Genomic DNA, 20,617 nt, shown 5'->3' on the forward strand with positions numbered 1-20,617 from the left:
CCAAGGATCCACCATGGCTCGCAAGACTCCCATCGAGCGCTACCGCAATATCGGTATCTCGGCCCACATTGACGCTGGCAAGACCACGACCACCGAACGTATCCTGTTCTACACGGGCGTGAGCCACAAGATTGGTGAAGTGCACGACGGCGCTGCCACCATGGACTGGATGGAGCAGGAGCAAGAGCGCGGCATCACGATCACCTCGGCTGCCACGACCTGCTTCTGGAAGGGCATGGACAACTCCTACGAAGAGCACCGCTTCAACATCATCGACACCCCCGGTCACGTGGACTTCACGATCGAAGTGGAACGTTCGATGCGCGTGCTCGACGGCGCCTGCATGGTGTACTGCGCCGTGGGTGGCGTGCAGCCCCAGTCGGAAACCGTCTGGCGCCAGGCCAACAAGTACAAGGTGCCCCGTCTGGCCTTCGTGAACAAGATGGACCGTACCGGTGCCAACTTCTTCAAGGTCTACGAGCAGATGAAGCTGCGCCTGAAGGCCAACCCCGTGCCCGTGGTGATCCCGATCGGCGCCGAAGACAAGTTCACCGGCGTGGTCGACCTGCTCAAGATGAAGGCCATCCTGTGGGATGAAGCCTCGCAGGGCATGAAGTTCACCTACGAAGAAATTCCAGGCGACCTGGTCGCATCCGCCAAGGAATGGCGCGAGAAGATGGTGGAAGCCGCTGCCGAAGCCTCCGAAGAGCTGATGAACAAGTACCTGGAAGAGGGCGACCTCTCCGAAGCCGAGATCAAGTTCGGCCTGCGTACGCGCACCATCGCCACGGAAATCCACCCGATGCTGTGCGGCACTGCGTTCAAGAACAAGGGTGTGCAGCGCATGCTGGACGCCGTGATCGACTACCTGCCAGCACCGACGGACATTCCTGACGTGACCGGCACGGACGAAGACGAAAAGCCTGTCACCCGCAAGGCGGATGACAACGAGAAGTTCTCGGCCCTGGCATTCAAGCTGATGACCGACCCGTTCGTGGGCCAGCTGACCTTCGTGCGCGTGTACTCCGGCGTTCTGAGCAAGGGTGACACCGTCTACAACCCCATCAAGGGCAAGAAGGAACGTATCGGCCGTATCGTGCAGATGCACGCCAACGAGCGTCAGGAAGTCGAAGAAATCCGCGCCGGCGACATCGCTGCCTGCGTGGGCCTGAAGGACGTGACGACCGGTGAAACGCTGAGCGACATCGACTCCCAGATCATTCTGGAGCGCATGGTGTTCCCTGAGCCTGTGATCACGCAGGCTGTGGAACCCAAGACCAAGGCCGACCAGGAAAAGATGGGCATCGCGCTGCAGCGCCTGGCTGCAGAAGATCCATCCTTCCGCGTGAAGACCGACGAAGAATCGGGCCAGACGCTGATCGCCGGCATGGGCGAACTGCACCTGGAAATCATCGTGGACCGCATGAAGCGTGAATTCGGCGTGGAAGCCAACGTGGGTAAGCCCCAGGTGGCCTACCGCGAAACCATCCGCAAGACGGTGGAAGAAGCCGAAGGCAAGTTCGTGCGCCAGTCCGGCGGCAAGGGCCAGTACGGTCACGTCGTGCTCAAGATCGAACCCAACGAAGCCGGCAAGGGCATCGAGTTCGTCGACGCGATCAAGGGCGGTGTGGTTCCTCGCGAATTCATCCCGGCCGTGGAAAAGGGTATCAACGAAGCCGTCACGCAAGGCGTGCTGGCCGGCTACCCCGTGGTGGACGTCAAGGTCACGCTGCACTTCGGTTCGTACCACGATGTGGACTCGAACGAACTGGCGTTCAAGATGGCTGCCATCTTCGGCTTCAAGGAAGGCTGCCGCAAGGCCAACCCCGTCATCCTGGAACCCATGATGGCCGTGGAAGTGGAAACGCCTGAAGACTACGCCGGCACGGTGATGGGCGATCTGTCCTCCCGCCGTGGCATGGTCCAGGGCATGGACGACATCCCGGGCGGTGGCAAGGCCATCCGCGCCGAAGTGCCGCTGTCGGAAATGTTCGGCTACTCGACCTCGCTGCGTTCCGCGACGCAAGGCCGCGCCACGTACTCGATGGAATTCAAGCACTACAGCGAAGCGCCTCGCAACGTGTCCGAAGCCATCATGGCTGCACGCGCCAAGTAAGCGCGTCGAGTGAAAGGTCTGCCCTGGGCAGCCTTTCCTCTTTTTTTGAGTCAAATTGGCTGCTGGCGCTTGTCTATAAAGCGCTAGCAGCTATTAAAACAGTAGCAAAATTCTTGCAATCTGCGACCCGGTGCCGTCCTGTTGCCCTGTGCGGGACGAACCAGCAATCGGGTGCAGACGTTAAACCCCAACACAGGCATTGCTCTTTGGAGATTCAAAATGGCAAAAGGTAAATTCGAACGGACCAAGCCTCACGTCAACGTGGGCACGATCGGCCACGTGGACCATGGCAAGACGACGCTGACGGCGGCCATCGCCACCGTGCTGTCCGCCAAGTTCGGCGGCGAAGCCAAGGCATACGACCAGATCGATGCGGCGCCCGAAGAAAAGGCCCGCGGCATCACGATCAACACCGCGCACGTGGAATACGAAACGGCCAACCGCCACTACGCCCACGTGGACTGCCCCGGCCACGCCGACTATGTGAAGAACATGATCACTGGCGCTGCCCAGATGGACGGCGCCATCCTGGTGTGCTCGGCCGCTGACGGCCCCATGCCCCAGACCCGCGAACACATCCTGCTGGCCCGCCAGGTGGGCGTGCCTTACATCATCGTGTTCCTGAACAAGTGCGACATGGTGGACGACGAAGAACTGCTGGAACTCGTCGAAATGGAAGTGCGCGAACTCCTGGACAAGTACGACTTCCCAGGCGACGACACCCCCATCATCCGTGGCTCGGCCAAGCTCGCCCTGGAAGGCGACAAGGGCAAGCTGGGTGAAGAAGCCATCATGAAGCTGGCCGAAGCGCTGGACACCTACATCCCCACGCCAGAGCGCGCTGTGGACGGTGCCTTCCTGATGCCCGTGGAAGACGTGTTCTCCATCTCCGGCCGCGGCACCGTGGTGACCGGTCGCGTCGAGCGCGGCATCATCAAGGTCGGCGAAGAAATCGAAATCGTCGGTATCCGCGACACGCAAAAGACCATCTGCACCGGCGTGGAAATGTTCCGCAAGCTGCTGGACCAAGGTCAAGCTGGCGACAACGTCGGCCTGCTGCTGCGCGGCACCAAGCGCGAAGACGTGGAGCGCGGCCAAGTGCTGTGCAAGCCCGGCTCGATCAAGCCCCACACCCACTTCACCGCTGAAGTGTATGTGCTGAGCAAGGACGAAGGCGGCCGCCACACCCCGTTCTTCAACAACTACCGCCCACAGTTCTACTTCCGCACGACCGACGTGACCGGCGCCATCGAGCTGCCGGCCGACAAGGAAATGGTCATGCCTGGCGACAACGTGTCGATCACCGTCAAGCTGATCAACCCCATCGCCATGGAAGAAGGCCTGCGCTTCGCCATCCGCGAAGGCGGCCGTACGGTCGGCGCTGGCGTCGTGGCCAAGATCATTGCTTAATTCATAAGCAGAACAAGGAACTTGCCATGTCCAAGCAAAAAATCCGCATCCGCCTGAAGGCGTTTGACTACAAGCTGATCGACCAGTCCGCTGCCGAGATCGTTGACACCGCCAAGCGCACCGGCGCCATCGTCAAGGGCCCCGTGCCCCTGCCGACGCGCATGAAGCGTTTCGACATCCTGCGCTCGCCGCACGTCAACAAGACCAGCCGCGACCAGCTCGAAATCCGCACGCACCAGCGCCTGATGGACATCGTGGACCCTACGGACAAGACCGTGGACGCCCTGATGAAGCTCGACCTGCCCGCGGGCGTGGACGTCGAAATCAAGCTGCAGTAATGGCTTTTGCGGGGTGGGTTCGCCCACCCCGCAAGGTCCGAAATAACGCGAACTTGCTTGCGAAAGCAGTTCGCGTTATACTTTAGGGCTTCACTCGATTTGCGCCTTTGAAAGGGTGCCGGCCGGGCGGAGTTTTATTAACCTTCTTTCATGCACGCAGGCGAGAGCTTGCGGAAACGCCGTAGCCAATTGAAGTTGCGGCGGTGAGAGTTTTGGAGAAAACCAATGAGTCTGAGCAACTCCCTCGGGTTGCTGGGTCGCAAAGTGGGCATGATGCGTCTGTTCACCGATGATGGGGACGCAGTGCCTGTCACGGTGGTGGATGTGTCCAACAACCGCGTTACCCAGATCAAAACCCAAGAGAACGATGGCTACGTGGCCCTGCAGGTCACGTTCGGTTCGCGCAAAGCATCGCGCGTGACCAAGCCAGAAGCCGGCCACCTTGCCAAGGCAGGTGTGGAAGCCGGTGAAATCATCCAGGAATTCCGCGTAACCGCCGATACCGCAGCCCAGTACCAAGCTGGCGCCTCGGTGGCTGTGACGTCCGTGTTCTCCGTGGGTCAGAAGGTCGACGTGCAAGGCACCTCGATCGGTAAAGGCTACGCCGGTACCATCAAGCGCCACAACATGAGCTCGCAGCGCGCGTCGCACGGCAACAGCCGTTCGCACAACGTGCCTGGCTCGATCGGTATGGCACAAGACCCAGGTCGCGTGTTCCCCGGCAAGCGCATGACGGGCCACCTCGGCGATGTCACCAAGACCACGCAAAACCTCGATGTGATCCGCATCGACGAAGCGCGTCAACTGCTCTTGATCAAGGGCGCTATTCCGGGCTCCAAGGGTGGGTTCGTGACGGTGCGTCCAGCGGTCAAGGCCAAAGCCTCCAAAGGAGCGAACTAATGCAGCTCGAACTCCTGAATGACCAAGGCCAGGGTGCATCCAAGCTGGATGTTCCTGAAACCGTGTTCGGTCGTGAATACAACGAAGATCTGGTGCACCAGATCGTGGTGGCCTATCAGGCCAACGCACGCCAAGGCACTCGCGCCCAGAAGGACCGCGAGCAAGTCCGTCACTCGACCAAGAAGCCTTTCAAGCAAAAGGGTACGGGTAACGCACGTGCAGGTATGACCTCGTCGCCACTGTGGCGCGGGGGCGGTCGGATTTTCCCGAACATGCCTGACGAAAATTTCACGCAGAAGATCAACAAGAAGATGTACCGCGCCGGTATGTCTGCCATCTTGTCGCAGCTGGCCCGCGAAGGCCGTCTGGCTGTGGTCGACTCCCTGAAGCTGGATTCGCCCAAGACCAAGGTCCTGGCCGACAAGTTCAAGGCGATGAACCTGCAATCGGTGATGGTGATCGCCGATGAAGTGGACGAAAACCTGTACCTGGCTTCGCGCAATCTGGTGAACGTGCTCGTCGTCGAGCCCCGTTACGCAGATCCCGTGTCGCTGGTCCGTTTCAAGAAAGTGCTCGTCACCAAGGGTGCAATCGACAAACTCAAGGAGATGTTCGCATGAGCACACTCAAGTTTGACGAAGGTCGTCTGATGCAAGTGCTGGTCGCTCCCATCGTGTCCGAAAAGGCCACCATGGTTGCCGAGAAGTCCAATGCTGTGACGTTCAAGGTGCTGCAGAACGCTACCAAGCCAGAAATCAAGGCCGCTGTGGAATTGATGTTCAAGGTCGAGGTCAAGGGCGTTTCTGTGGTGAACACCAAAGGCAAGACCAAGCGCTTCGGCAAGACCGTCGGCCGCCGCGACAACGTTCGCAAGGCATACGTCACGCTGCAGCCAGGTCAAGAGCTGAACCTCTCCGGGGAGGCCGCGTAATCATGGCTGTCATCAAGATGAAACCCACTTCGCCCGGCCAACGTGCCGTGGTGAAGGTCACGCGTGACCACCTGTACAAGGGTGAAGCGTACGCCCCCCTGCTGGAACCACAATTCCAGAAGGCCGGCCGTAACAACAACGGTCACATCACCACCCGCCACAAGGGCGGTGGTCACAAGCACCACTACCGCGTGGTGGACTTCAAGCGCAACAAGGACGGCATTCCGGCCAAGGTTGAGCGCATCGAGTACGACCCCAACCGTACGGCCCACATCGCTCTGGTGTGCTATGCCGACGGCGAGCGTCGCTACATCATCGCTCCCCGCAACCTGGAAGTGGGCGCAACCCTGCTGTCCGGTTCGGAAGCCCCGATCCGCGCTGGCAACACGCTGCCGATCCGCAACATCCCCGTGGGTTCGACCATCCACTGCATCGAGCTCAAGCCCGGTGCCGGTGCGCAGATCGCCCGCTCGGCAGGTGCTTCGGCAACGCTGCTGGCCCGCGAAGGCGTTTACGCCCAGGTGCGCATGCGCTCGGGTGAAGTTCGCAAGATCCACATCGAATGCCGCGCCACCATTGGCGAAGTGGCCAACGAAGAACACAGCCTGCGCCAACTGGGCAAGGCCGGTGTGAAGCGCTGGATGGGTATTCGTCCCACGGTTCGCGGCGTTGCCATGAACCCGGTGGATCACCCTCACGGTGGTGGCGAAGGCCGCACCGGCGAAGGCCGCCATGCAGTCGATCCTTGGGGCAATCTGACCAAGGGTTATCGCACCCGTAACAACAAGCGCACACAGATCATGATCGTGTCGCGTCGCAAGAAGTAAGGGGTAACAGATGACTCGCTCTCTTAAAAAGGGTCCATTTGTTGACCATCACTTGCTGGCCAAGGTCGAAAAGGCCGTTGCCACCAAGGACAAGAAACCAGTCAAGACCTGGTCGCGTCGCTCCATGGTTCTGCCCGAGTTCATCGGTCTGACCATTGCCGTGCACAACGGCAAGCAGCACGTACCTGTCTATGTCACCGACCAGATGGTGGGCCACAAGCTGGGCGAATTCGCCCTGACGCGCACCTTCAAGGGTCACCCCGCTGACAAAAAAGCGAAGAAGTAAGGAACGACCATGTCTGAAACACGTGCAGTCCTCCGGGGCGTCCGTCTGTCGGTCGACAAGGGCCGTCTGGTCGCCGATCTGATCCGCGGCAAGAAGGTGGACCAGGCTCTGAACATCCTGAACTTCACGCAGAAAAAAGCTGCGGGAATCGTCAAGAAGGTTCTGGAGTCGGCCATCGCCAACGCCGAACACAACGATGGCGCCGACATCGACGAACTGAAGGTCAAGACCATCTACGTCGAACAAGGCACCACGCTCAAGCGCTTCACCGCGCGCGCCAAAGGCCGCGGCAATCGCATCAGCAAGCCCACGTGCCATGTGTACGTGACGGTTGGCAACTAAAGGCTCGGGAAGACTATGGGACAGAAAATCCATCCTACCGGCTTCCGCCTTGCGGTCAGCCGCAACTGGTCCAGCCGTTGGTACGCCAGCAACCGCGATTTCGCGGGCATGCTGGCCGAAGACATCAAGGTGCGTGAGTACCTGAAGGCCAAGTTGAAGAACGCCGCCGTGTCGCGCATCCTGATCGAGCGTCCTGCCAAGAACGCCCGCATCACCATTTACTCGGCTCGTCCTGGTGTGGTGATCGGCAAGAAGGGTGAAGACATCGAGAACCTGAAGAAGGAACTCGCTGCTCGCCTGGGCGTGCCCGTCGCAGTGAACATCGAAGAAGTGCGCAAGCCTGAAATCGATGCCAAGCTGATCGCCGACAGCATCACGCAACAGCTCGAAAAGCGGATCATGTTCCGCCGCGCCATGAAGCGCGCCATGCAGAACGCCATGCGTCTGGGTGCCCAGGGCATCAAGATCATGTCGTCCGGCCGTCTGAACGGTATCGAAATCGCTCGCTGCGAGTGGTACCGCGAAGGCCGCGTGCCACTTCACACGCTGCGTGCGGACATCGACTACGGTACCTCTGAAGCCAAGACCACCTACGGTGTGATCGGCGTCAAGGTCTGGGTCTACAAGGGTGACACGCTGGGCCGCAATGACCTGCCCGCCGTGGAAACGCCTCGTCCAGACGAAGAGCGCCGCCCACGCGGTCCACGCCGTGATGGCCGCCCAGGTGGCGACCGTCCAGGCGCAGGCCGTGGCCCACGTCGTCCTGTCGGTGGCAACACCGCTCCGGCCGACGGCAGCGACAAGCCAGCGGAAGCTGGTGGCGCTGATAACACCGCCGTTAAGCGCGTACGCAAAGTCGCCGCGCCCGCTACAGCAGCGGACGGTAAAGGAGAATAACTATGCTGCAACCTGCTCGCCGCAAATACCGCAAGGAGCAAAAGGGCCGTAACACTGGTGTCGCAACGCGGGGTTCCTCCGTTGCGTTCGGTGATTTCGGTCTGAAGTGCACCGACCGTGGCCGTCTGACGGCCCGTCAGATCGAGGCTGCACGCCGTGCAATCTCCCGTCACGTCAAGCGTGGCGGCCGTATCTGGATCCGCGTGTTCCCGGACAAGCCAATCTCTACCAAGCCCGCAGAAGTGCGTATGGGTAACGGTAAGGGCAACCCCGAGTACTACGTGGCCGAAATCCAGCCCGGCAAGATCGTTTTCGAGATCGTCGGTGTGCCCGAAGAACTGGCCCGTGAAGCGTTCCGCCTGGCTGCCGCCAAGCTGCCGCTGCGCACCACGTTCGTCAGCCGCCTGATCGGCGCGTAATTCAGGAGAACAAGCAATGAAGACTACTGAACTGCGCCAAAAAGACGTCGCCGGCATCGAAGCCGAAATCAAGGCGCTGCAGAAGGCCCATTTCGGCCTGCGCATGCAAAAGGCCACGCAGCAACTGGGTAACACCAACACGCTGCGCACCACCCGCCGCGATATCGCCCGTGCCAAGACCATTCTTGCTGAAAAGCAAGCCGCCAAGTAAGGAGCCCACATGACGGAACCTAAAAAATCCCTCAAGCGCACCTTGGTTGGCAAGGTGGTCAGCGACAAGCGTCAAAAGACCGTGACCGTGCTGGTCGAGCGCCGTGTGAAGCACGAGCTCTACGGCAAGATCGTTGCGAAGTCGAGCAAGTACCACGCCCATGACGAAAAGGGCGAGTACAAGCTGGGCGACGTGATCGAAATCACCGAGAGCCGTCCGCTCTCCAAGACCAAGAACTGGGTTGCCACCCGCTTGGTGCAAAAGGCCGGCCTGCTCTAAGCCCTCCCGGCTTCCAGGCAGCACAGCCCCTCAAAACGACCCACAATGTGGGTCGTTTTGTTTTGTGGGCCGCATTTTTTGCAGGCCTGCAGGCGAATGTGTTCAATACCCCCAGCAACCCAAGGAGAGATCAATGATCAAAGTCGGTGACACCCTGCCAGCCAGCACCCTGATGGAATACTCGGAAGTCGAGGGCGAAGGCTGCTCCATCGGCCCGAATCCCGTGCCGGTGGACAAGGCCACGGCAGGCAAGACGATTGCCCTGTTCGCGCTGCCTGGCGCCTTCACGCCCACCTGCTCGGCCAAGCATGTGCCTGGCTACGTGGAAAAGGCAGCCGAGTTCAAGGCCGCCGGCGTGGATGAGATCTGGTGCGTGAGCGTGAACGATGCCTTCGTGATGGGCGCCTGGGCGCGCGACCAGAAGACCGACGGCAAGGTGCGCATGCTGGGCGACGGCGATGCCACCTTCGCCAAGGCGACCGGCCTGACGCTGGACCTGAACGGCAAGGGCCTGGGCCTGCGCAGCAACCGCTATTCGATGCTGGTGCGCGATGGCAAGGTGGTCACGCTCAACGTGGAGGCCCCTGGCAAGTTCGAGGTGAGCGACGCCGACACCCTGCTGGCCCAGGCCAGGGCGTGATGCCCTGATTTGCTATCCAATTGGTAGCTTCTGGCGCTTGTGAACCAGGCGCCAGAGCCCAAAAACCTCAGAAGATATCGACCTTGAGGTAGTGGGCCCCCGCAATGGGGTTGTGGTAGTAGGGCGGAATCTCCTCGAAGCCCAGGTCGGTGTACAGCGCGCGCGCCGACTCCATGTCGTCGAGGGTATCGAGCAGCACACAGGCATAGCCTGCCTGCCGCGCGAGGTCGAGCATGGCTTCGGCCAGCTCGCGGCCCAGGCCGAATCCACGGAACGCCTTGCGCACGTACAGGCGTTTCATCTCGCTCGCATTGGGGTAGTCGGCCGCATCCAGTGGCCGCAGGGCGCAGCAGCCCGCTATCGCACCCTCCACCTCGGCCAGCAGCAGGGCACCGCGCGGCGCGGCATAGTCGCCGGGCAGGTGGGCCAGCTCGCTCTCGAAGTCCTGAAAGCACAGATCGACGCCCAGGGTGTCGGCGTATTCGCGGAAGATGTCGCGGACCGCCTGAAGCTCGGCAGGCGAGGAGGGGATCCGCAGGGTGACGGCAGGCTTGTCCAAGGCACAAAGTGGTGTGAAACGACGGAAGCCGCAGTGTAGCCAGTTCGGTTCAGAACCCGGGCGCCGCCGCCAGTGTCGACACCCACCAGGCCAGCCCGAAGCTCAGTCCCAGCACCACCAGCGCGACCACCCGGGTGGCCAGATCGTCGCGCGATGCAGGCGCGGGCGCCGCCAGCAGCTTGTCGCCGTGCAGCATGGGCTTGACCAGGCGCTGCTTGCGCACCAGCACGTAGAACACGATGGCCAGCAGGTGCAAGGCCACCAGCGCCAGCACCAGGTACTGCCCGATTTCCTTGTGGTAGCCCGTGGCCTGGCCCACCACCGCATTGGGCACGAACCGGGTGAGCGGGCCGGCAAAGGCGATCTCGTCATCGCTGAGCAGGCCGGTTGCCACCTGCGCGGCCAGCACGGCCAGCAGCGCGAACACGGACAGCGCCCCCAGGGGGCTGTGGCCGATGCTGTCCTCGGCGTGCGCCGCGCCGCGCACATAGCGCAGCAGCCGGGCGGGGGAGTACAGGAAGCTCGCGAAACGCGACCAGCGCCCGCCGATCAGTCCCCAGACGGCGCGGAACACCAGCAGCGCCAGCACCACGTGGCCCAGCCGGAAATGCCACTCCATGGCGTTGCCGCCCACCTTGGCCGTGACCACCAGTGCCACGACGCAGGCGGCCAGGGTCCAGTGGAAGATGCGGGTGGGAAGGTCCCAGATGCGTACGGTGTGCTGCTGCGTCATGGTGGCGGTGGGCTGGGTGTTGAGGAGGAGAATGGCCGCATTGTGAAGGAGGCGGGGTAAACCCGGAAGGAGGGCGCCGCTGCGAAACCCGTGGTAAACCGGCATACTCCCTGCGGGTCAAAAGGTTTTTGCATTTACCCCCCCCACGAAAAAAGGAAATACCCCCATGAAAGCACTTGCCGCGTTCGCCCTTGCCGCTGCCACGCTGACCGTGTCGGCACCGGCCTCCGCCCAGTTCGCCAAGGCCGAGGACGCCATCAAATACCGCCAGAGCGCACTCTTCGTGATGGGCCAGCACTTTGGCCGGCTCGGTGCCATGGCCAACGGGCGCATTCCGTTCGATGCCAAGGCGGCGCAGGAGAACGCGGATGTGGTGGCCCACATGGCCAAGCTGCCCTGGGCGGGTTTTGGGGCGGGCACGGACAAGGGCGCTCCCACCAAGGCGCTGCCCGAGATCTGGACCGAGCAGGCCAAGTTCAAGGAACACTCCGAGAAGCTCGAGGCCGAATCCGTCAAGCTGGCCGCCGCGGCCAAGACCGGCAGCCTGGACAACCTGAAGACGGCCTTTGGCGCTGCCGCGGGCACCTGCAAGGCCTGCCACGACAACTACCGCGCCAAATAAAGTGCATCCCCCTGAGCGGCGTTGCCGCTTCTCCCTTCTCTCTGCGCGCTGCGCGCTCCGGGAGGGGGACGACGCCAGCGCGGCGGGACAGCCCTTGTGCGGCGTCCGCTGGCCGGGGCCGCGCGCGCTCAATGCGGATGCTATTAAAATAGTAGCTGTTTGCGCTGAACCCATAAGCGACAAAGGCCGATTTCGCATGAAATCGGCCTTTGCCTTTGAAGGTGCCGTAGCGGCTCAGGTCTCGGCCAGCAGCTTTTCGATGAGCTGGTGCAGCTCGGGGAAGTTGGGTGCGCCCACGTAGGTCTTCACGATCTCGCCGCGCTTGTTCACGATGAAGGTCGAGGGCGTGAGCCGCACATCGCCCCAGGCCTGGGCCACCTTGCCGGTGTTGTCGATGGCGACCTGGAAGGGCAGCTTGCGGGTTTCGGCAAAGTTCACCACGTAGCTGGGCGGGTCGTAGCTCATGGCCACGGCCAGGGTGTCGAAGCCCTTGGCGTGGTACTTGTTGTAGGTCGCCACGATCTCGGGCATCTCGGCCACGCAGGTGGTGCAGCTCGTGGCCCAGAAATTCACCAGCGTGACCTTGCCGCGCAGATCGGCGGTGGACTTGCTGGAGCCGTCCAGCAGCACGAAGTTCGACTCCGGCGCCACGGAGCGGCCCGTATCCAGGTACACATAGGCGCCCACGGCCGCGAACGCCGCCACCGCCACACTTGCTGCCCAATGCTTGATCGCCATGACTTCCTATCCATCCAGAACTGTGGGCCGGGCCCGCGCCGAAACCCGGCCGCAGCCGGTGCCCCGATTGTCGCAGCTTGGGTGGAGTCGTGTGCTGCGCAAAAGTTCGCGCAAAACGGCGCACGCGGCCCGCGCTGCGTGCTGTGCCGATAATCGGCCCATGAACCGAACACCAACCCGCGCGGCCGCCCTGCCGCCCATGCTCCTGCTGGCGTGGCTGGCAGGCTGCAGCCCCGCGCTCAACTGGCGCAGCGTGCCGCTGCCCGAGGCGGCCATCACCATCACGCTGCCCTGCAAGCCCGACCGGGCCATGCGCGCGGTGGAGCTGGCGGGCTCGCCCGTCGAGCTGGCCATGGCGGGCTGCGATGCGGATGGCGCGACCTTTGCGGTGTCGCATGCCGCGCTGGCCGACCCCGCGCAGGTGGGCGCGGCGCTCACGCACTGGCGGGCGGCCGCGATCGCCAACCTGGGCAGCGGCGCGGCCGCCCGCGCGGTCGACACGCCGTACGCGCCGCCGGGCGTGCTGCCCCTGCCCCAGTCGGTGCGCACCGTGGTCCAGGGCCAGCGCCCGGATGGCAGCGCCGTCACGGCCCAGGCCGTGTGGTTCGCGCGCGCCGTGGGCCCGCAGGTGCGGCTGTACCACGCGGTGGTCTACACCCCCAAGCCCCGCCCCGAGGTGGCCGACCAGTTCTTTGCCGGGATCACGCTCCAATGACGGCCCCCGGCGTGCTGCCGCGGCGGGCCGCGGTGATTGTCTTCCTGGCATTTGCCTTCGCGTATTTCCTGTCGGCCCTGGTGCGGGCGGTGACTGCCACCCTGGCGCCCACGCTGTCGCAGGAGTTCTCGCTGCACGCCAGCGACCTGGGGCTGCTGGCCGGGGGGTACTTCCTGGGGTTCGCGGCCACGCAGCTGCCGCTGGGCACCTGGCTGGACCGGCACGGGCCCAAGAAGGTCGCCCTCGGCTTCCTGGGCGTGGCCGTGGTGGGCAGCCTGGTGTTCTCGGTGGCGACGGGGTTCTCGGGCCTGCTGGCCGGCCGCGTGCTGTGCGGCGCCGGCGTCAGTGCCTGCCTGATGGCGCCCCTCACCGGCTACCGGCGCTGGTTCGAGCCCACCCTGCAGATGCGGGCGAACTCGTGGATGCTGATGACCGGCTCGCTGGGCATGGTGGCGTCCACGCTGCCGGTGCAATGGGCGCTGCCGCTGGTGGGATGGCGGCCCCTGTTCTGGGTCCTGGCCGCGCTGATCGCGGTATCGATGGTGGTGATTGCCGTCTGGGTGCCGGCCTGGGGCGCCGCCACCCCGCGGGCAGACGGACCGGTGCCTCCTGCCGGGGCCACCGAGGGCGCGCAACACGGCTACGCCATGGTGTGGCGCCATCCCTACTTCCAGCGCCTGGCGCCCCTGGGGTTCTTCGTGTACGGCGGCATGGTGGCGATGCAGACCCTGTGGGCCGGGCCCTGGATGCAGCGCGTGGCGGGCTACACGCCGCTGGAGGCCGCCACGGGCCTCTTCTGGATCAATGTCTCCATGCTGTGCACGTTCTGGACCTGGGGCATGCTCAACCCCTGGCTGCTGCGAAAAGGGCTGGGGGCCGACCGCCTGATGGCGGCGGGCCTCCCGCTGTGCCTGGTGGTGCTGCTGGGCACCATCGTGGCGGGGCCCCGGGCCGGGGGCGGGGCGTGGGCGCTGTTCTGCATGTCGTGCACGTTCGTATCGCTGTCGCAGCCCGCGGTGGCCATGGCGTTCCCGCAGGCGCTCGCGGGGCGGGCCTTGTCGGCCTACAACCTCGTGATTTTTGCGGGGGTGTTCGTGGTGCAGTGGGGCATCGGCCTGGCGGTGGACGCCTTCGCCGCCGCGGGCCTGTCCGCGGTGCAGTCCTTCCAGGCCGCGATGGCGGTGTACCTCGCGTGCAACGCGGGCGCCTACGCGTGGTTCCTGCTGCGGGGGCGGCGCCATAATGTGCTGCAAACCACCGCGCCATGAGCACCACCAGCATCCTCATCATCGCCCACGCCCCGCTGGCCCATGCGCTGCGCGAATGCGCGCTGCATGTGTTCCCCGACTGCGGGGGCAGCGTGTCCGCGCTCGATGTGCAGCCCAACCAGCCGCCCGAGGAGTCGCTGGCGCAGGCCCGCATCATGCTCGATCAACTGGGCGCGGATTCGACGCTGGTGCTCACCGACGTGTTCGGCGCCACGCCCTGCAACATTGCGCAGCGCCTCATCGGCAACGTGCGCTCGCGCCTGGTGACGGGCGCCAACCTGCCCATGCTGCTGCGGGCCGTGAGCTACCGCCACGAGCCCCTTGATTCGGTGGTCACCCGCGCCGTGGTGGGTGGCACCCAGGGCGTCATGCAGGTGGCCATCTCCGCACCGCAGAACCAGAATACCCGCAACCGACATGATCAAGACCCGTACGACCATCAACAATAAACTGGGCCTGCATGCCCGCGCGTCGGCCAAGCTCACCAAGCTGGCCGGCAGCTTTCCCTGCGATGTCTTCATGAGCCGTGGCGACCGGCGCATCAACGCCAAGAGCATCATGGGCGTGATGATGCTGGCCGCCGGCATGGGCACCGAGGTGGAGATCGAAACCAGCGGCGAGCGCGAACAGGAGGCCATGGACGGGCTCCTGGCCCTGATTGCCGACAAGTTTGGCGAGGGTGAATGACCTTCTCCGTCCACGGTCTCGCAGTCGCCCGCGGCATCGCCATCGGCCGTGCGGTGCTGGTGGCGTCCAGCCGGGTGGACGTGGCGCACTATTTCGTCAAGCCCGAGCAGATCGAGGGCGAGATCGAGCGGGTGCGCAACGGGCGCAATGCCGTGGTCGAGGAACTGCAGCGCCTGCAGGTGGAGATGCCCGCCGATGCGCCGCATGAACTGACCGCGCTGCTCGACGTGCACCTGATGCTGCTGCAGGACGAGGCCCTCACGGGCGGGGTCAAGCACTGGATCACCGAGCGCCTGTACAACGCCGAGTGGGCGCTCACCACGCAGCTCGAAGTCATCGCGCGCCAGTTCGACGAGATGGAGGACGAATACCTGCGCGAGCGCAAGGCCGACCTGGAACAGGTGGTCGAGCGCATCCTGCGCTACATGAAGGGCGTGGCCAGCCCCGTGGCGCCCCCCGCCAGCAGCCCGCGCCGCAAGACCCAGCAGGACCTGCTGCTCGACGACACGGTGGACGTGCCCCTGGTGCTGGTCGCGCACGACCTCTCGCCCGCCGACATGCTGCAGTTCAAGCAGAGCGTGTTCGCGGGCTTCGTGACCGACGTGGGCGGCAAGACCAGCCACACCGCCATCGTGGCGCGCAGCATGGACATTCCAGCCGTGGTGGGCGCGCGCGCGGCCAGCCAGCTGGTGCGCCAGGACGACTGGGTCATCATCGACGGCGATGCGGGCGTGGTCATCGTGGACCCGTCGCCCATCATCCTGGCCGAGTATGGCTTTCGCCAGCGCCAGGTGGAGCTGGAACGCGAGCGCCTGGCCCGGCTGCGCCACACCCCGGCCATCACGCTCGACGGCCACAAGATCGAGCTTCTGGCCAACATCGAGCAACCGGGCGACGCCGCCGCCGCCGTGCGCGCCGGCGCCGTGGGCGTGGGCCTGTTCCGCAGCGAGTTCCTGTTCATGGGCAAGAGCGGCAACCTGCCCGGCGAGGACGAGCAGTACCGCGCCTACTGCGAAGCCATCGACGGCATGCAGGGCCTGCCCGTCACCATCCGCACCATCGACGTGGGCGCCGACAAGCCGCTGGACCACAAGAGCCACAAGGACAGCTACCTGAACCCGGCCCTGGGCCTGCGCGCCATCCGCTGGAGCCTGGCCGACCCGGCCATGTTCCGCACCCAGCTGCGCGCCGTGCTGCGCGCGGCGGCGCATGGCAAGGTCAACCTGCTGTTCCCGATGCTGGCGCACACGCACGAGATCCAGCAGACCATCGCGCAGGTGGACCTGGCCCGCGCCGAGCTGGATGCGCGCGGCGTGCCCTACGGCCCGGTGCAGCTGGGCGCGATGATCGAGGTGCCCGCGGCGGCGCTCATGGTGCGCACCTTCCTGCGGTATTTCGATTTCCTCTCCATCGGCACCAACGACCTGATCCAGTACACGCTGGCCATCGACCGCGCGGACGAGGCGGTGGCGCACCTCTACGACCCGCTGCACCCCGCCGTGCTGCGCCTGGTGGGCGATGTGATCGCCGAGGGCGAACGCCAGGGCAAGAGCGTCTGCGTGTGTGGCGAAACGGCCGGCGACGTGACCATGACGCGCCTGCTGCTGGGCCTGGGCCTGCGCAGCTTTTCCATGCACCCCGCGCAGATCCTGGCCATCAAGCAGGAGGTGCTGCGCGCCGACACGCGCAAGCTCGCGCCGTGGGCGCGCCAGGTGCTGGAGGGGGACGAACCCGCGGCCGCGCTGGCGCCGTAGGGTGGTGCTGAAATGCTCCTTAATTGATAGCTTTCTGCGCTTGATGGACCGGCACCAGGGGCCGGTTTTGCCAGATTTTTTTGAAAAGTGAAGCGCGGCGTCCGCCAGCCTGCAAGGCCGGCGGATGCACTTCTCCCCGCCCGTTCTGATGGCCTGCGCTGCATCCAGAAAAACCCATGCCTCCCATGCAGCTTGCCCACGCAGACCCGTCCCTCATCGACTCGCCCCAGGCCCTGCGGCGGCTTCTTGCGACCCTGGGCCTCGTCGTGCTGGGGAACAGCAGCATGTACGTGGTGTCGGTGGTGCTTCCGGCGGTGCAGAGCGAGTTCGGAATCGGCCGCGCCAGCGCCTCGCTGCCGTATACCCTGATGATGGTCTGCCTGGGCCTGGGCGGGCTATGGACAGGGCGGCTGGCGGACCGCCACGGCCTGATGCCCGTGCTCTGGCTGGGTGCCCTGGCGGTGTTTGGCGGCTTCATGGGGGCGAGCCTGTCGGGCAGCATCTGGGCTTTCGGCCTGGCGCACGCGGTGATGGGGTTCATTGGCGGCTCCGCGACGTTCGCGCCCTTGCTGGCCGATACGGCGCTCTGGTGGAATCGCCGGCGGGGCATCGCGGTGGCGGTGTGCGCCAGCGGCAACTACGTGGCGGGCGCGGTCTGGCCGCCCATCGTGCAATACGGCGTCGACTCCATCGGCTGGCGGCCTACCTACATGGTGCTGGGCAGCATCTGCGGCGTGGGTATGCTCGCGCTGTCCCTGCGCATGCGCCAGCGCCCTCCCGCGATTCCGGCGTCTGCGGCAGCGGGCGCGAACCGGGCGGCGCCGGACCGTGCCCGCCCTTTCGGCCTGGCTCCGAACCACGCGATGGCGCTGCTGTGCCTGGCAGGCATCGCGTGCTGCGTCGCCATGGCCATGCCGCAGGTCCACATCGTGGCCTACTGCACGGACCTGGGCTTCGGCGCCGCCCAGGGCGCCCAGATGCTGTCGCTCATGCTGGCCTGCGGCATCGTGAGCCGCCTGGTCTTCGGGCTGATCTGCGACCGCATCGGCGGCATCCGCACCCTGTTGCTGGGATCGGCGCTGCAGGGCATCGCCCTCGTGCTTTTCCTTCCCTACGACGGCCTGGTGCCGCTGTACGTCATCTCGGGGCTATTCGGGCTGTTCCAGGGCGGCATCGTGCCCACCTACGCCATCATCGTGCGCGAGTACTTCCCGCCCGGCCAGGCGAGCGTGCGGGTGGGGGGCGTCATCATGGCCACGCTCGTCGGCATGGCGCTGGGCGGCTGGCTTTCCGGCTGGATATTCGACGCCACGGGAAGCTACCACGCCGCCTTTCTCAACGGCATCGGCTGGAACCTGCTGAACCTCTCCATCACCGGCTGGCTCTACCTGCGCGTGCGCCGGGAGCGCGCGGCCCCGCGCATGCCATGAATTGCTCCTGAATAGATAGCTTTTCGCGCTTTCCGGACAAGCACGGGAGGCCCGCTGGATGCAGATTTACACGGGCCGCCGCAGGGCCAGCACGCTCCAGCGCACGTCCGGCCGCCCCTGGGCGTCGTCCCGCGTGCCGCTGTGCGCGGTGGCCAGCCCGTGCCGTGCGCCCAGCGCCGCCGTTTCCTGCATCGACACGTCGAACATGCGCCGCCCCCGGGGCACGGGGCCATGGCGCAGAGACATCACCACCAGCGCGCCCGGCGCGAGCAGGTCCGCCACGGCCCGCATGGCGGCGGTGCGTTCCGCGGCGTCCAGATGCATCCACACGGCGGTCAGCAGCACCAGGTCGAACTGGCGGCCCCGCAGGCCGGTGAGCGCGGGCAGGTGGTCGTCCACCCACTCGATGGGCAGCCCCGCGTGGATGCGCTGCCCCTCCTGCAGCAAGGCCGCCGTGGGCTCGGCGGCCACCACATGGTGGCCCGCGCGCACCAGCGCGGCTGCGTCCCGTCCCGAGCCCGCGCCGATGTCGAGCACCCGGCTGGGCGTGCGCGGGAACAGGTGCAGCGTGCTGCGGTGCACATCGGCGAACGCGATGCTTTCATACTGCGCCGCCAGCGCGGCGGCGTTCGTGCCATAGCCCGCCGTGCCGGGGATGGGGAGGGTGTCCATGCGAAGATCAGGTTTGCTATCGGATAGATAGCTATCAGCGCTTGATGGGCAAGCGTCTGGGCCATTTTGATTGAATCAGCGCACTCGCATGCCCATCACGGCCGCGCCGATGATCATCACCGTGGCCAGCGCGATGCTCCAGGTGAACGGGCGGCCGCTCACCGCGATCAGCAGCGCGGTGGACGCCAGCGGCGTGACGTAGCTCAGGATGCCGATGTGCCGCGCGTCGCCCAGCTTGAGTGCCTTGTCCCACAGAAAGAACGAGGCACCCAGCGGGCCCAGGCCCAGCACGGCCAGCAGCGCCCAGTCGCGCGGCTGCAGCGCCACGGCGGGCTCCAGCAGCGCGTGGCACAGCAGCGACAGCACGCCCGACACCAGCCCGAACAGGCCGATGGCGGTGGTGGGGAACGCCGCCACCCGCTTGGTCATGAGCGAATAGGTGGCCCAGATGAAGGCCGCCGCCAGCGCCGGCAGGTAGCCCCAGGCGAGGGTGCCGCTCAGCGCGCGCCCGCCCGCGATGGCGATGGCGGCCCCGCCAAAGCCCAGCAGTGCCGCCAGCACATGCGGCGTGCGCAGCGACACGCCGGGCAGCACCACGGGCGAGAGCACGACGATGAACAGCGGCCACAGGTAGTTGACCAGGTTGGCCTCGACCGGCGGCGCGTGGCGCAGCGCGATGAACAGCAGGAAGTGGTAGGCGAACAGGCCGTACACCCCCAGCGCCAGCGTGCGCGCCGGAATGCGCCACTGCGACGGATCGCGCAGCACGAAGGGCCAGGCCGGCACGCTGCCGATGATGAGCGCGATGCCCGTGAGCAGGAACGGCGGAATGTGGGTGAGCGACACGCCCAGCGAGGCGAGCGAGGCCCACAGGGCGATGGCGCCGAGGGCATAGAGATTGGCTTGCATGGGCTTGACTGTATGCGCGAGCGGCGGCCCGCATCGTCGCGCAACGGCGGCCGCTCGTCGCGCAGCGGCGGTGCGGCGGCGCCGCACCGGTCATTCCCTCACCGATCCATGCATCCATTCATTTGCTCACTCACCCATTCGCCGGTTCATTCACCGGGGCCCGGGCTCCCCGCCGCGCCCGCCTGGCGCCGCAGCGCCGCGGTCAGCGCCGAGGGTGAACGGTAGCCCGTGCGCTGCGCCACTTCGGCCACGGCCATCCCGCCGCCGCGCAGCAGCCGGGCCTGTGCCAGCCGCTGGCCGCGCAGCCAGGACATGGGCCCCAGGCCCTGCTCGTCGCGGCAGCGGGCCGCGAACTGGCTGGGGCTCAGGTGCACGCGCGCGGCCAGGTCGGCGACCGAGAGCGCCCCGTCCCACTGCTGCGCGGCCCACTGCCGCAGCGCGGCCCAGTCGATCGGCCGCTGGCGCGAGGGTGCCAGGCCGGGGGGCCAGGCGCGGGGGCCGGAGCCTGCCAGCCACGCCTCCAGCAACAGCGCCGGGCCGTGGGCCTGCGCGAGGGGGCGGCCTTGCTGCAGTGCGCCCGCCAGATAGTGCGCCAGCGGCAGGGCCTCGGCGGGGGGCGCGCTGGCGCCCTGGCCGTGCGGCCGCAGGCAGCGCGCCCATCCGGGCTGCGCACTGTCGAGCACCAGGCACAGGCTGCCGCGCGCCGACTCGAAGTCATGGCGGTCGCCCGGGGCGATCACGCACCCCCCGCCGGGGCTGACGCGCACGCCGCGCCCCTCGACTTCGAGGTCGAGGGCGCCGGACAGCCCCAGCAGGACCTGGAAGTGGTCATGGCTGTGGCTGCCGGGAGAGGCACCGTAGCGGCGCAGCGAAAGCTGTTCGGAGGAGGGCATGTGCACCGTGGATTTTGCTGCAACCGCACACGGACCACCAG

At 65.5% G+C, this 20,617-nt stretch carries 27 protein-coding genes; 21 read left to right on the forward strand and 6 right to left on the reverse strand.

Annotation, left to right across the window (positions count from 1 at the left end; all coding sequences use genetic code 11):
- The first annotated feature begins 13 nt into the window (after positions 1-13).
- From fusA to AC3RCE_RS02125, 14 genes are all read left to right on the forward strand, one after another.
- On the forward strand, positions 14-2,116 hold the full coding sequence (fusA, locus tag AC3RCE_RS02060) for an elongation factor G (protein ID WP_492254411.1): 2,103 nt from the start codon (positions 14-16) through the stop codon (positions 2,114-2,116).
- Positions 2,117-2,335: 219 nt separating this feature from the next.
- The gene (tuf, locus tag AC3RCE_RS02065) at positions 2,336-3,526 is read left to right on the forward strand and encodes an elongation factor Tu (RefSeq protein ID WP_056642984.1); all 1,191 of its coding nucleotides are present in this window, start codon (positions 2,336-2,338) and stop codon (positions 3,524-3,526) included.
- A gap of 26 nt (positions 3,527-3,552) precedes the next feature.
- Complete coding sequence (gene rpsJ, locus AC3RCE_RS02070; protein ID WP_005796953.1) at positions 3,553-3,864, forward strand: 30S ribosomal protein S10; 312 nt, start codon at positions 3,553-3,555, stop codon at positions 3,862-3,864.
- A gap of 225 nt (positions 3,865-4,089) precedes the next feature.
- The gene (rplC, locus tag AC3RCE_RS02075) at positions 4,090-4,764 is read left to right on the forward strand and encodes a 50S ribosomal protein L3 (protein WP_218298005.1); all 675 of its coding nucleotides are present in this window, start codon (positions 4,090-4,092) and stop codon (positions 4,762-4,764) included.
- A complete protein-coding gene (rplD, locus tag AC3RCE_RS02080) occupies positions 4,764-5,384 on the forward strand; it encodes a 50S ribosomal protein L4 (protein ID WP_008906425.1) in 621 nt (206 codons plus the stop codon). Before rplC ends, rplD begins: the two co-directional genes overlap by 1 nt.
- Positions 5,381-5,695 (forward strand): 50S ribosomal protein L23, encoded by a 315-nt coding sequence (gene rplW / locus AC3RCE_RS02085; protein ID WP_007847815.1) that lies wholly within the window; start codon positions 5,381-5,383, stop codon positions 5,693-5,695. The genes rplD and rplW overlap by 4 nt, the downstream gene beginning before the upstream one ends.
- A gap of 2 nt (positions 5,696-5,697) precedes the next feature.
- Positions 5,698-6,522, forward strand: a complete 825-nt coding sequence (gene rplB, locus AC3RCE_RS02090) for a 50S ribosomal protein L2 (RefSeq protein ID WP_010467175.1) — start codon at positions 5,698-5,700, stop codon at positions 6,520-6,522.
- Between the two features lie 10 nt (positions 6,523-6,532).
- Complete coding sequence (rpsS, locus tag AC3RCE_RS02095) at positions 6,533-6,808, forward strand: 30S ribosomal protein S19 (protein WP_010467177.1); 276 nt, start codon at positions 6,533-6,535, stop codon at positions 6,806-6,808.
- Between the two features lie 9 nt (positions 6,809-6,817).
- Entirely contained in the window at positions 6,818-7,150 is a 333-nt protein-coding gene (gene rplV / locus AC3RCE_RS02100; protein WP_007847806.1) for a 50S ribosomal protein L22, read from the forward strand.
- A 15-nt stretch (positions 7,151-7,165) separates the two neighbouring features.
- The gene (rpsC, locus tag AC3RCE_RS02105; protein ID WP_142149114.1) at positions 7,166-8,047 is read left to right on the forward strand and encodes a 30S ribosomal protein S3; all 882 of its coding nucleotides are present in this window, start codon (positions 7,166-7,168) and stop codon (positions 8,045-8,047) included.
- Positions 8,048-8,049: 2 nt separating this feature from the next.
- Complete coding sequence (rplP, locus tag AC3RCE_RS02110) at positions 8,050-8,466, forward strand: 50S ribosomal protein L16 (protein ID WP_218298006.1); 417 nt, start codon at positions 8,050-8,052, stop codon at positions 8,464-8,466.
- 16 nt (positions 8,467-8,482) lie between these two features.
- Positions 8,483-8,677 (forward strand): 50S ribosomal protein L29, encoded by a 195-nt coding sequence (gene rpmC / locus AC3RCE_RS02115; protein WP_008906429.1) that lies wholly within the window; start codon positions 8,483-8,485, stop codon positions 8,675-8,677.
- Between the two features lie 9 nt (positions 8,678-8,686).
- On the forward strand, positions 8,687-8,956 hold the full coding sequence (rpsQ, locus tag AC3RCE_RS02120; protein ID WP_218298007.1) for a 30S ribosomal protein S17: 270 nt from the start codon (positions 8,687-8,689) through the stop codon (positions 8,954-8,956).
- 133 nt (positions 8,957-9,089) lie between these two features.
- Positions 9,090-9,596 (forward strand): peroxiredoxin, encoded by a 507-nt coding sequence (locus AC3RCE_RS02125; protein WP_218341849.1) that lies wholly within the window; start codon positions 9,090-9,092, stop codon positions 9,594-9,596.
- Positions 9,597-9,663: 67 nt separating this feature from the next.
- Here AC3RCE_RS02125 and AC3RCE_RS02130 read toward each other — a convergent pair whose 3' ends face one another.
- Both AC3RCE_RS02130 and AC3RCE_RS02135 read right to left on the reverse strand, forming a co-directional pair.
- Positions 9,664-10,155 carry a GNAT family N-acetyltransferase gene (locus AC3RCE_RS02130; protein WP_218298009.1) on the reverse strand — a complete coding sequence of 164 codons (492 nt, stop codon included), beginning with the start codon at positions 10,153-10,155 and terminating at the stop codon, positions 9,664-9,666.
- Between the two features lie 49 nt (positions 10,156-10,204).
- Complete coding sequence (locus AC3RCE_RS02135) at positions 10,205-10,888, reverse strand: cytochrome b/b6 domain-containing protein (protein WP_218341848.1); 684 nt, start codon at positions 10,886-10,888, stop codon at positions 10,205-10,207.
- 166 nt (positions 10,889-11,054) lie between these two features.
- Here AC3RCE_RS02135 and AC3RCE_RS02140 point away from each other — a divergent pair, with 166 nt between their 5' ends.
- Positions 11,055-11,510: a c-type cytochrome gene (locus tag AC3RCE_RS02140; RefSeq protein WP_218298011.1), complete on the forward strand. Its 456-nt coding sequence runs from the start codon at positions 11,055-11,057 to the stop codon at positions 11,508-11,510.
- 234 nt (positions 11,511-11,744) lie between these two features.
- Here AC3RCE_RS02140 and AC3RCE_RS02145 read toward each other — a convergent pair whose 3' ends face one another.
- Positions 11,745-12,248 (reverse strand): TlpA disulfide reductase family protein, encoded by a 504-nt coding sequence (locus AC3RCE_RS02145; RefSeq protein ID WP_492254412.1) that lies wholly within the window; start codon positions 12,246-12,248, stop codon positions 11,745-11,747.
- Positions 12,249-12,408: 160 nt separating this feature from the next.
- Here AC3RCE_RS02145 and AC3RCE_RS02150 point away from each other — a divergent pair, with 160 nt between their 5' ends.
- From AC3RCE_RS02150 to AC3RCE_RS02175, 6 genes are all read left to right on the forward strand, one after another.
- A complete protein-coding gene (locus AC3RCE_RS02150; RefSeq protein WP_492254413.1) occupies positions 12,409-12,963 on the forward strand; it encodes a hypothetical protein in 555 nt (184 codons plus the stop codon).
- On the forward strand, positions 12,960-14,231 hold the full coding sequence (locus AC3RCE_RS02155) for an MFS transporter (protein WP_218298014.1): 1,272 nt from the start codon (positions 12,960-12,962) through the stop codon (positions 14,229-14,231). The genes AC3RCE_RS02150 and AC3RCE_RS02155 overlap by 4 nt, the downstream gene beginning before the upstream one ends.
- On the forward strand, positions 14,228-14,680 hold the full coding sequence (locus AC3RCE_RS02160; RefSeq protein ID WP_218298015.1) for a PTS sugar transporter subunit IIA: 453 nt from the start codon (positions 14,228-14,230) through the stop codon (positions 14,678-14,680). Before AC3RCE_RS02155 ends, AC3RCE_RS02160 begins: the two co-directional genes overlap by 4 nt.
- Positions 14,649-14,918 (forward strand): HPr family phosphocarrier protein, encoded by a 270-nt coding sequence (locus tag AC3RCE_RS02165; RefSeq protein WP_218298016.1) that lies wholly within the window; start codon positions 14,649-14,651, stop codon positions 14,916-14,918. Before AC3RCE_RS02160 ends, AC3RCE_RS02165 begins: the two co-directional genes overlap by 32 nt.
- The gene (gene ptsP, locus AC3RCE_RS02170; protein WP_218298017.1) at positions 14,915-16,672 is read left to right on the forward strand and encodes a phosphoenolpyruvate--protein phosphotransferase; all 1,758 of its coding nucleotides are present in this window, start codon (positions 14,915-14,917) and stop codon (positions 16,670-16,672) included. Before AC3RCE_RS02165 ends, ptsP begins: the two co-directional genes overlap by 4 nt.
- A 185-nt stretch (positions 16,673-16,857) precedes the next feature.
- Positions 16,858-18,102 (forward strand): MFS transporter, encoded by a 1,245-nt coding sequence (locus AC3RCE_RS02175; RefSeq protein ID WP_492254414.1) that lies wholly within the window; start codon positions 16,858-16,860, stop codon positions 18,100-18,102.
- A gap of 66 nt (positions 18,103-18,168) precedes the next feature.
- Here AC3RCE_RS02175 and AC3RCE_RS02180 read toward each other — a convergent pair whose 3' ends face one another.
- The 3 genes from AC3RCE_RS02180 to AC3RCE_RS02190 all read right to left on the reverse strand — a co-directional run bounded on the left by AC3RCE_RS02180 (position 18,169) and on the right by AC3RCE_RS02190 (position 20,576).
- Positions 18,169-18,774, reverse strand: coding sequence for a class I SAM-dependent methyltransferase (locus AC3RCE_RS02180; RefSeq protein ID WP_492254415.1), 606 nt, complete (start codon positions 18,772-18,774; stop codon positions 18,169-18,171).
- 75 nt (positions 18,775-18,849) lie between these two features.
- On the reverse strand, positions 18,850-19,683 hold the full coding sequence (locus AC3RCE_RS02185) for a DMT family transporter (RefSeq protein WP_492254416.1): 834 nt from the start codon (positions 19,681-19,683) through the stop codon (positions 18,850-18,852).
- A gap of 146 nt (positions 19,684-19,829) precedes the next feature.
- Positions 19,830-20,576 carry an AraC family transcriptional regulator gene (locus tag AC3RCE_RS02190; protein WP_492254417.1) on the reverse strand — a complete coding sequence of 249 codons (747 nt, stop codon included), beginning with the start codon at positions 20,574-20,576 and terminating at the stop codon, positions 19,830-19,832.
- Positions 20,577-20,617 lie beyond the last annotated feature (41 nt).

This window comes from Acidovorax sp. GW823-FHT05D11 (assembly GCF_058795695.1).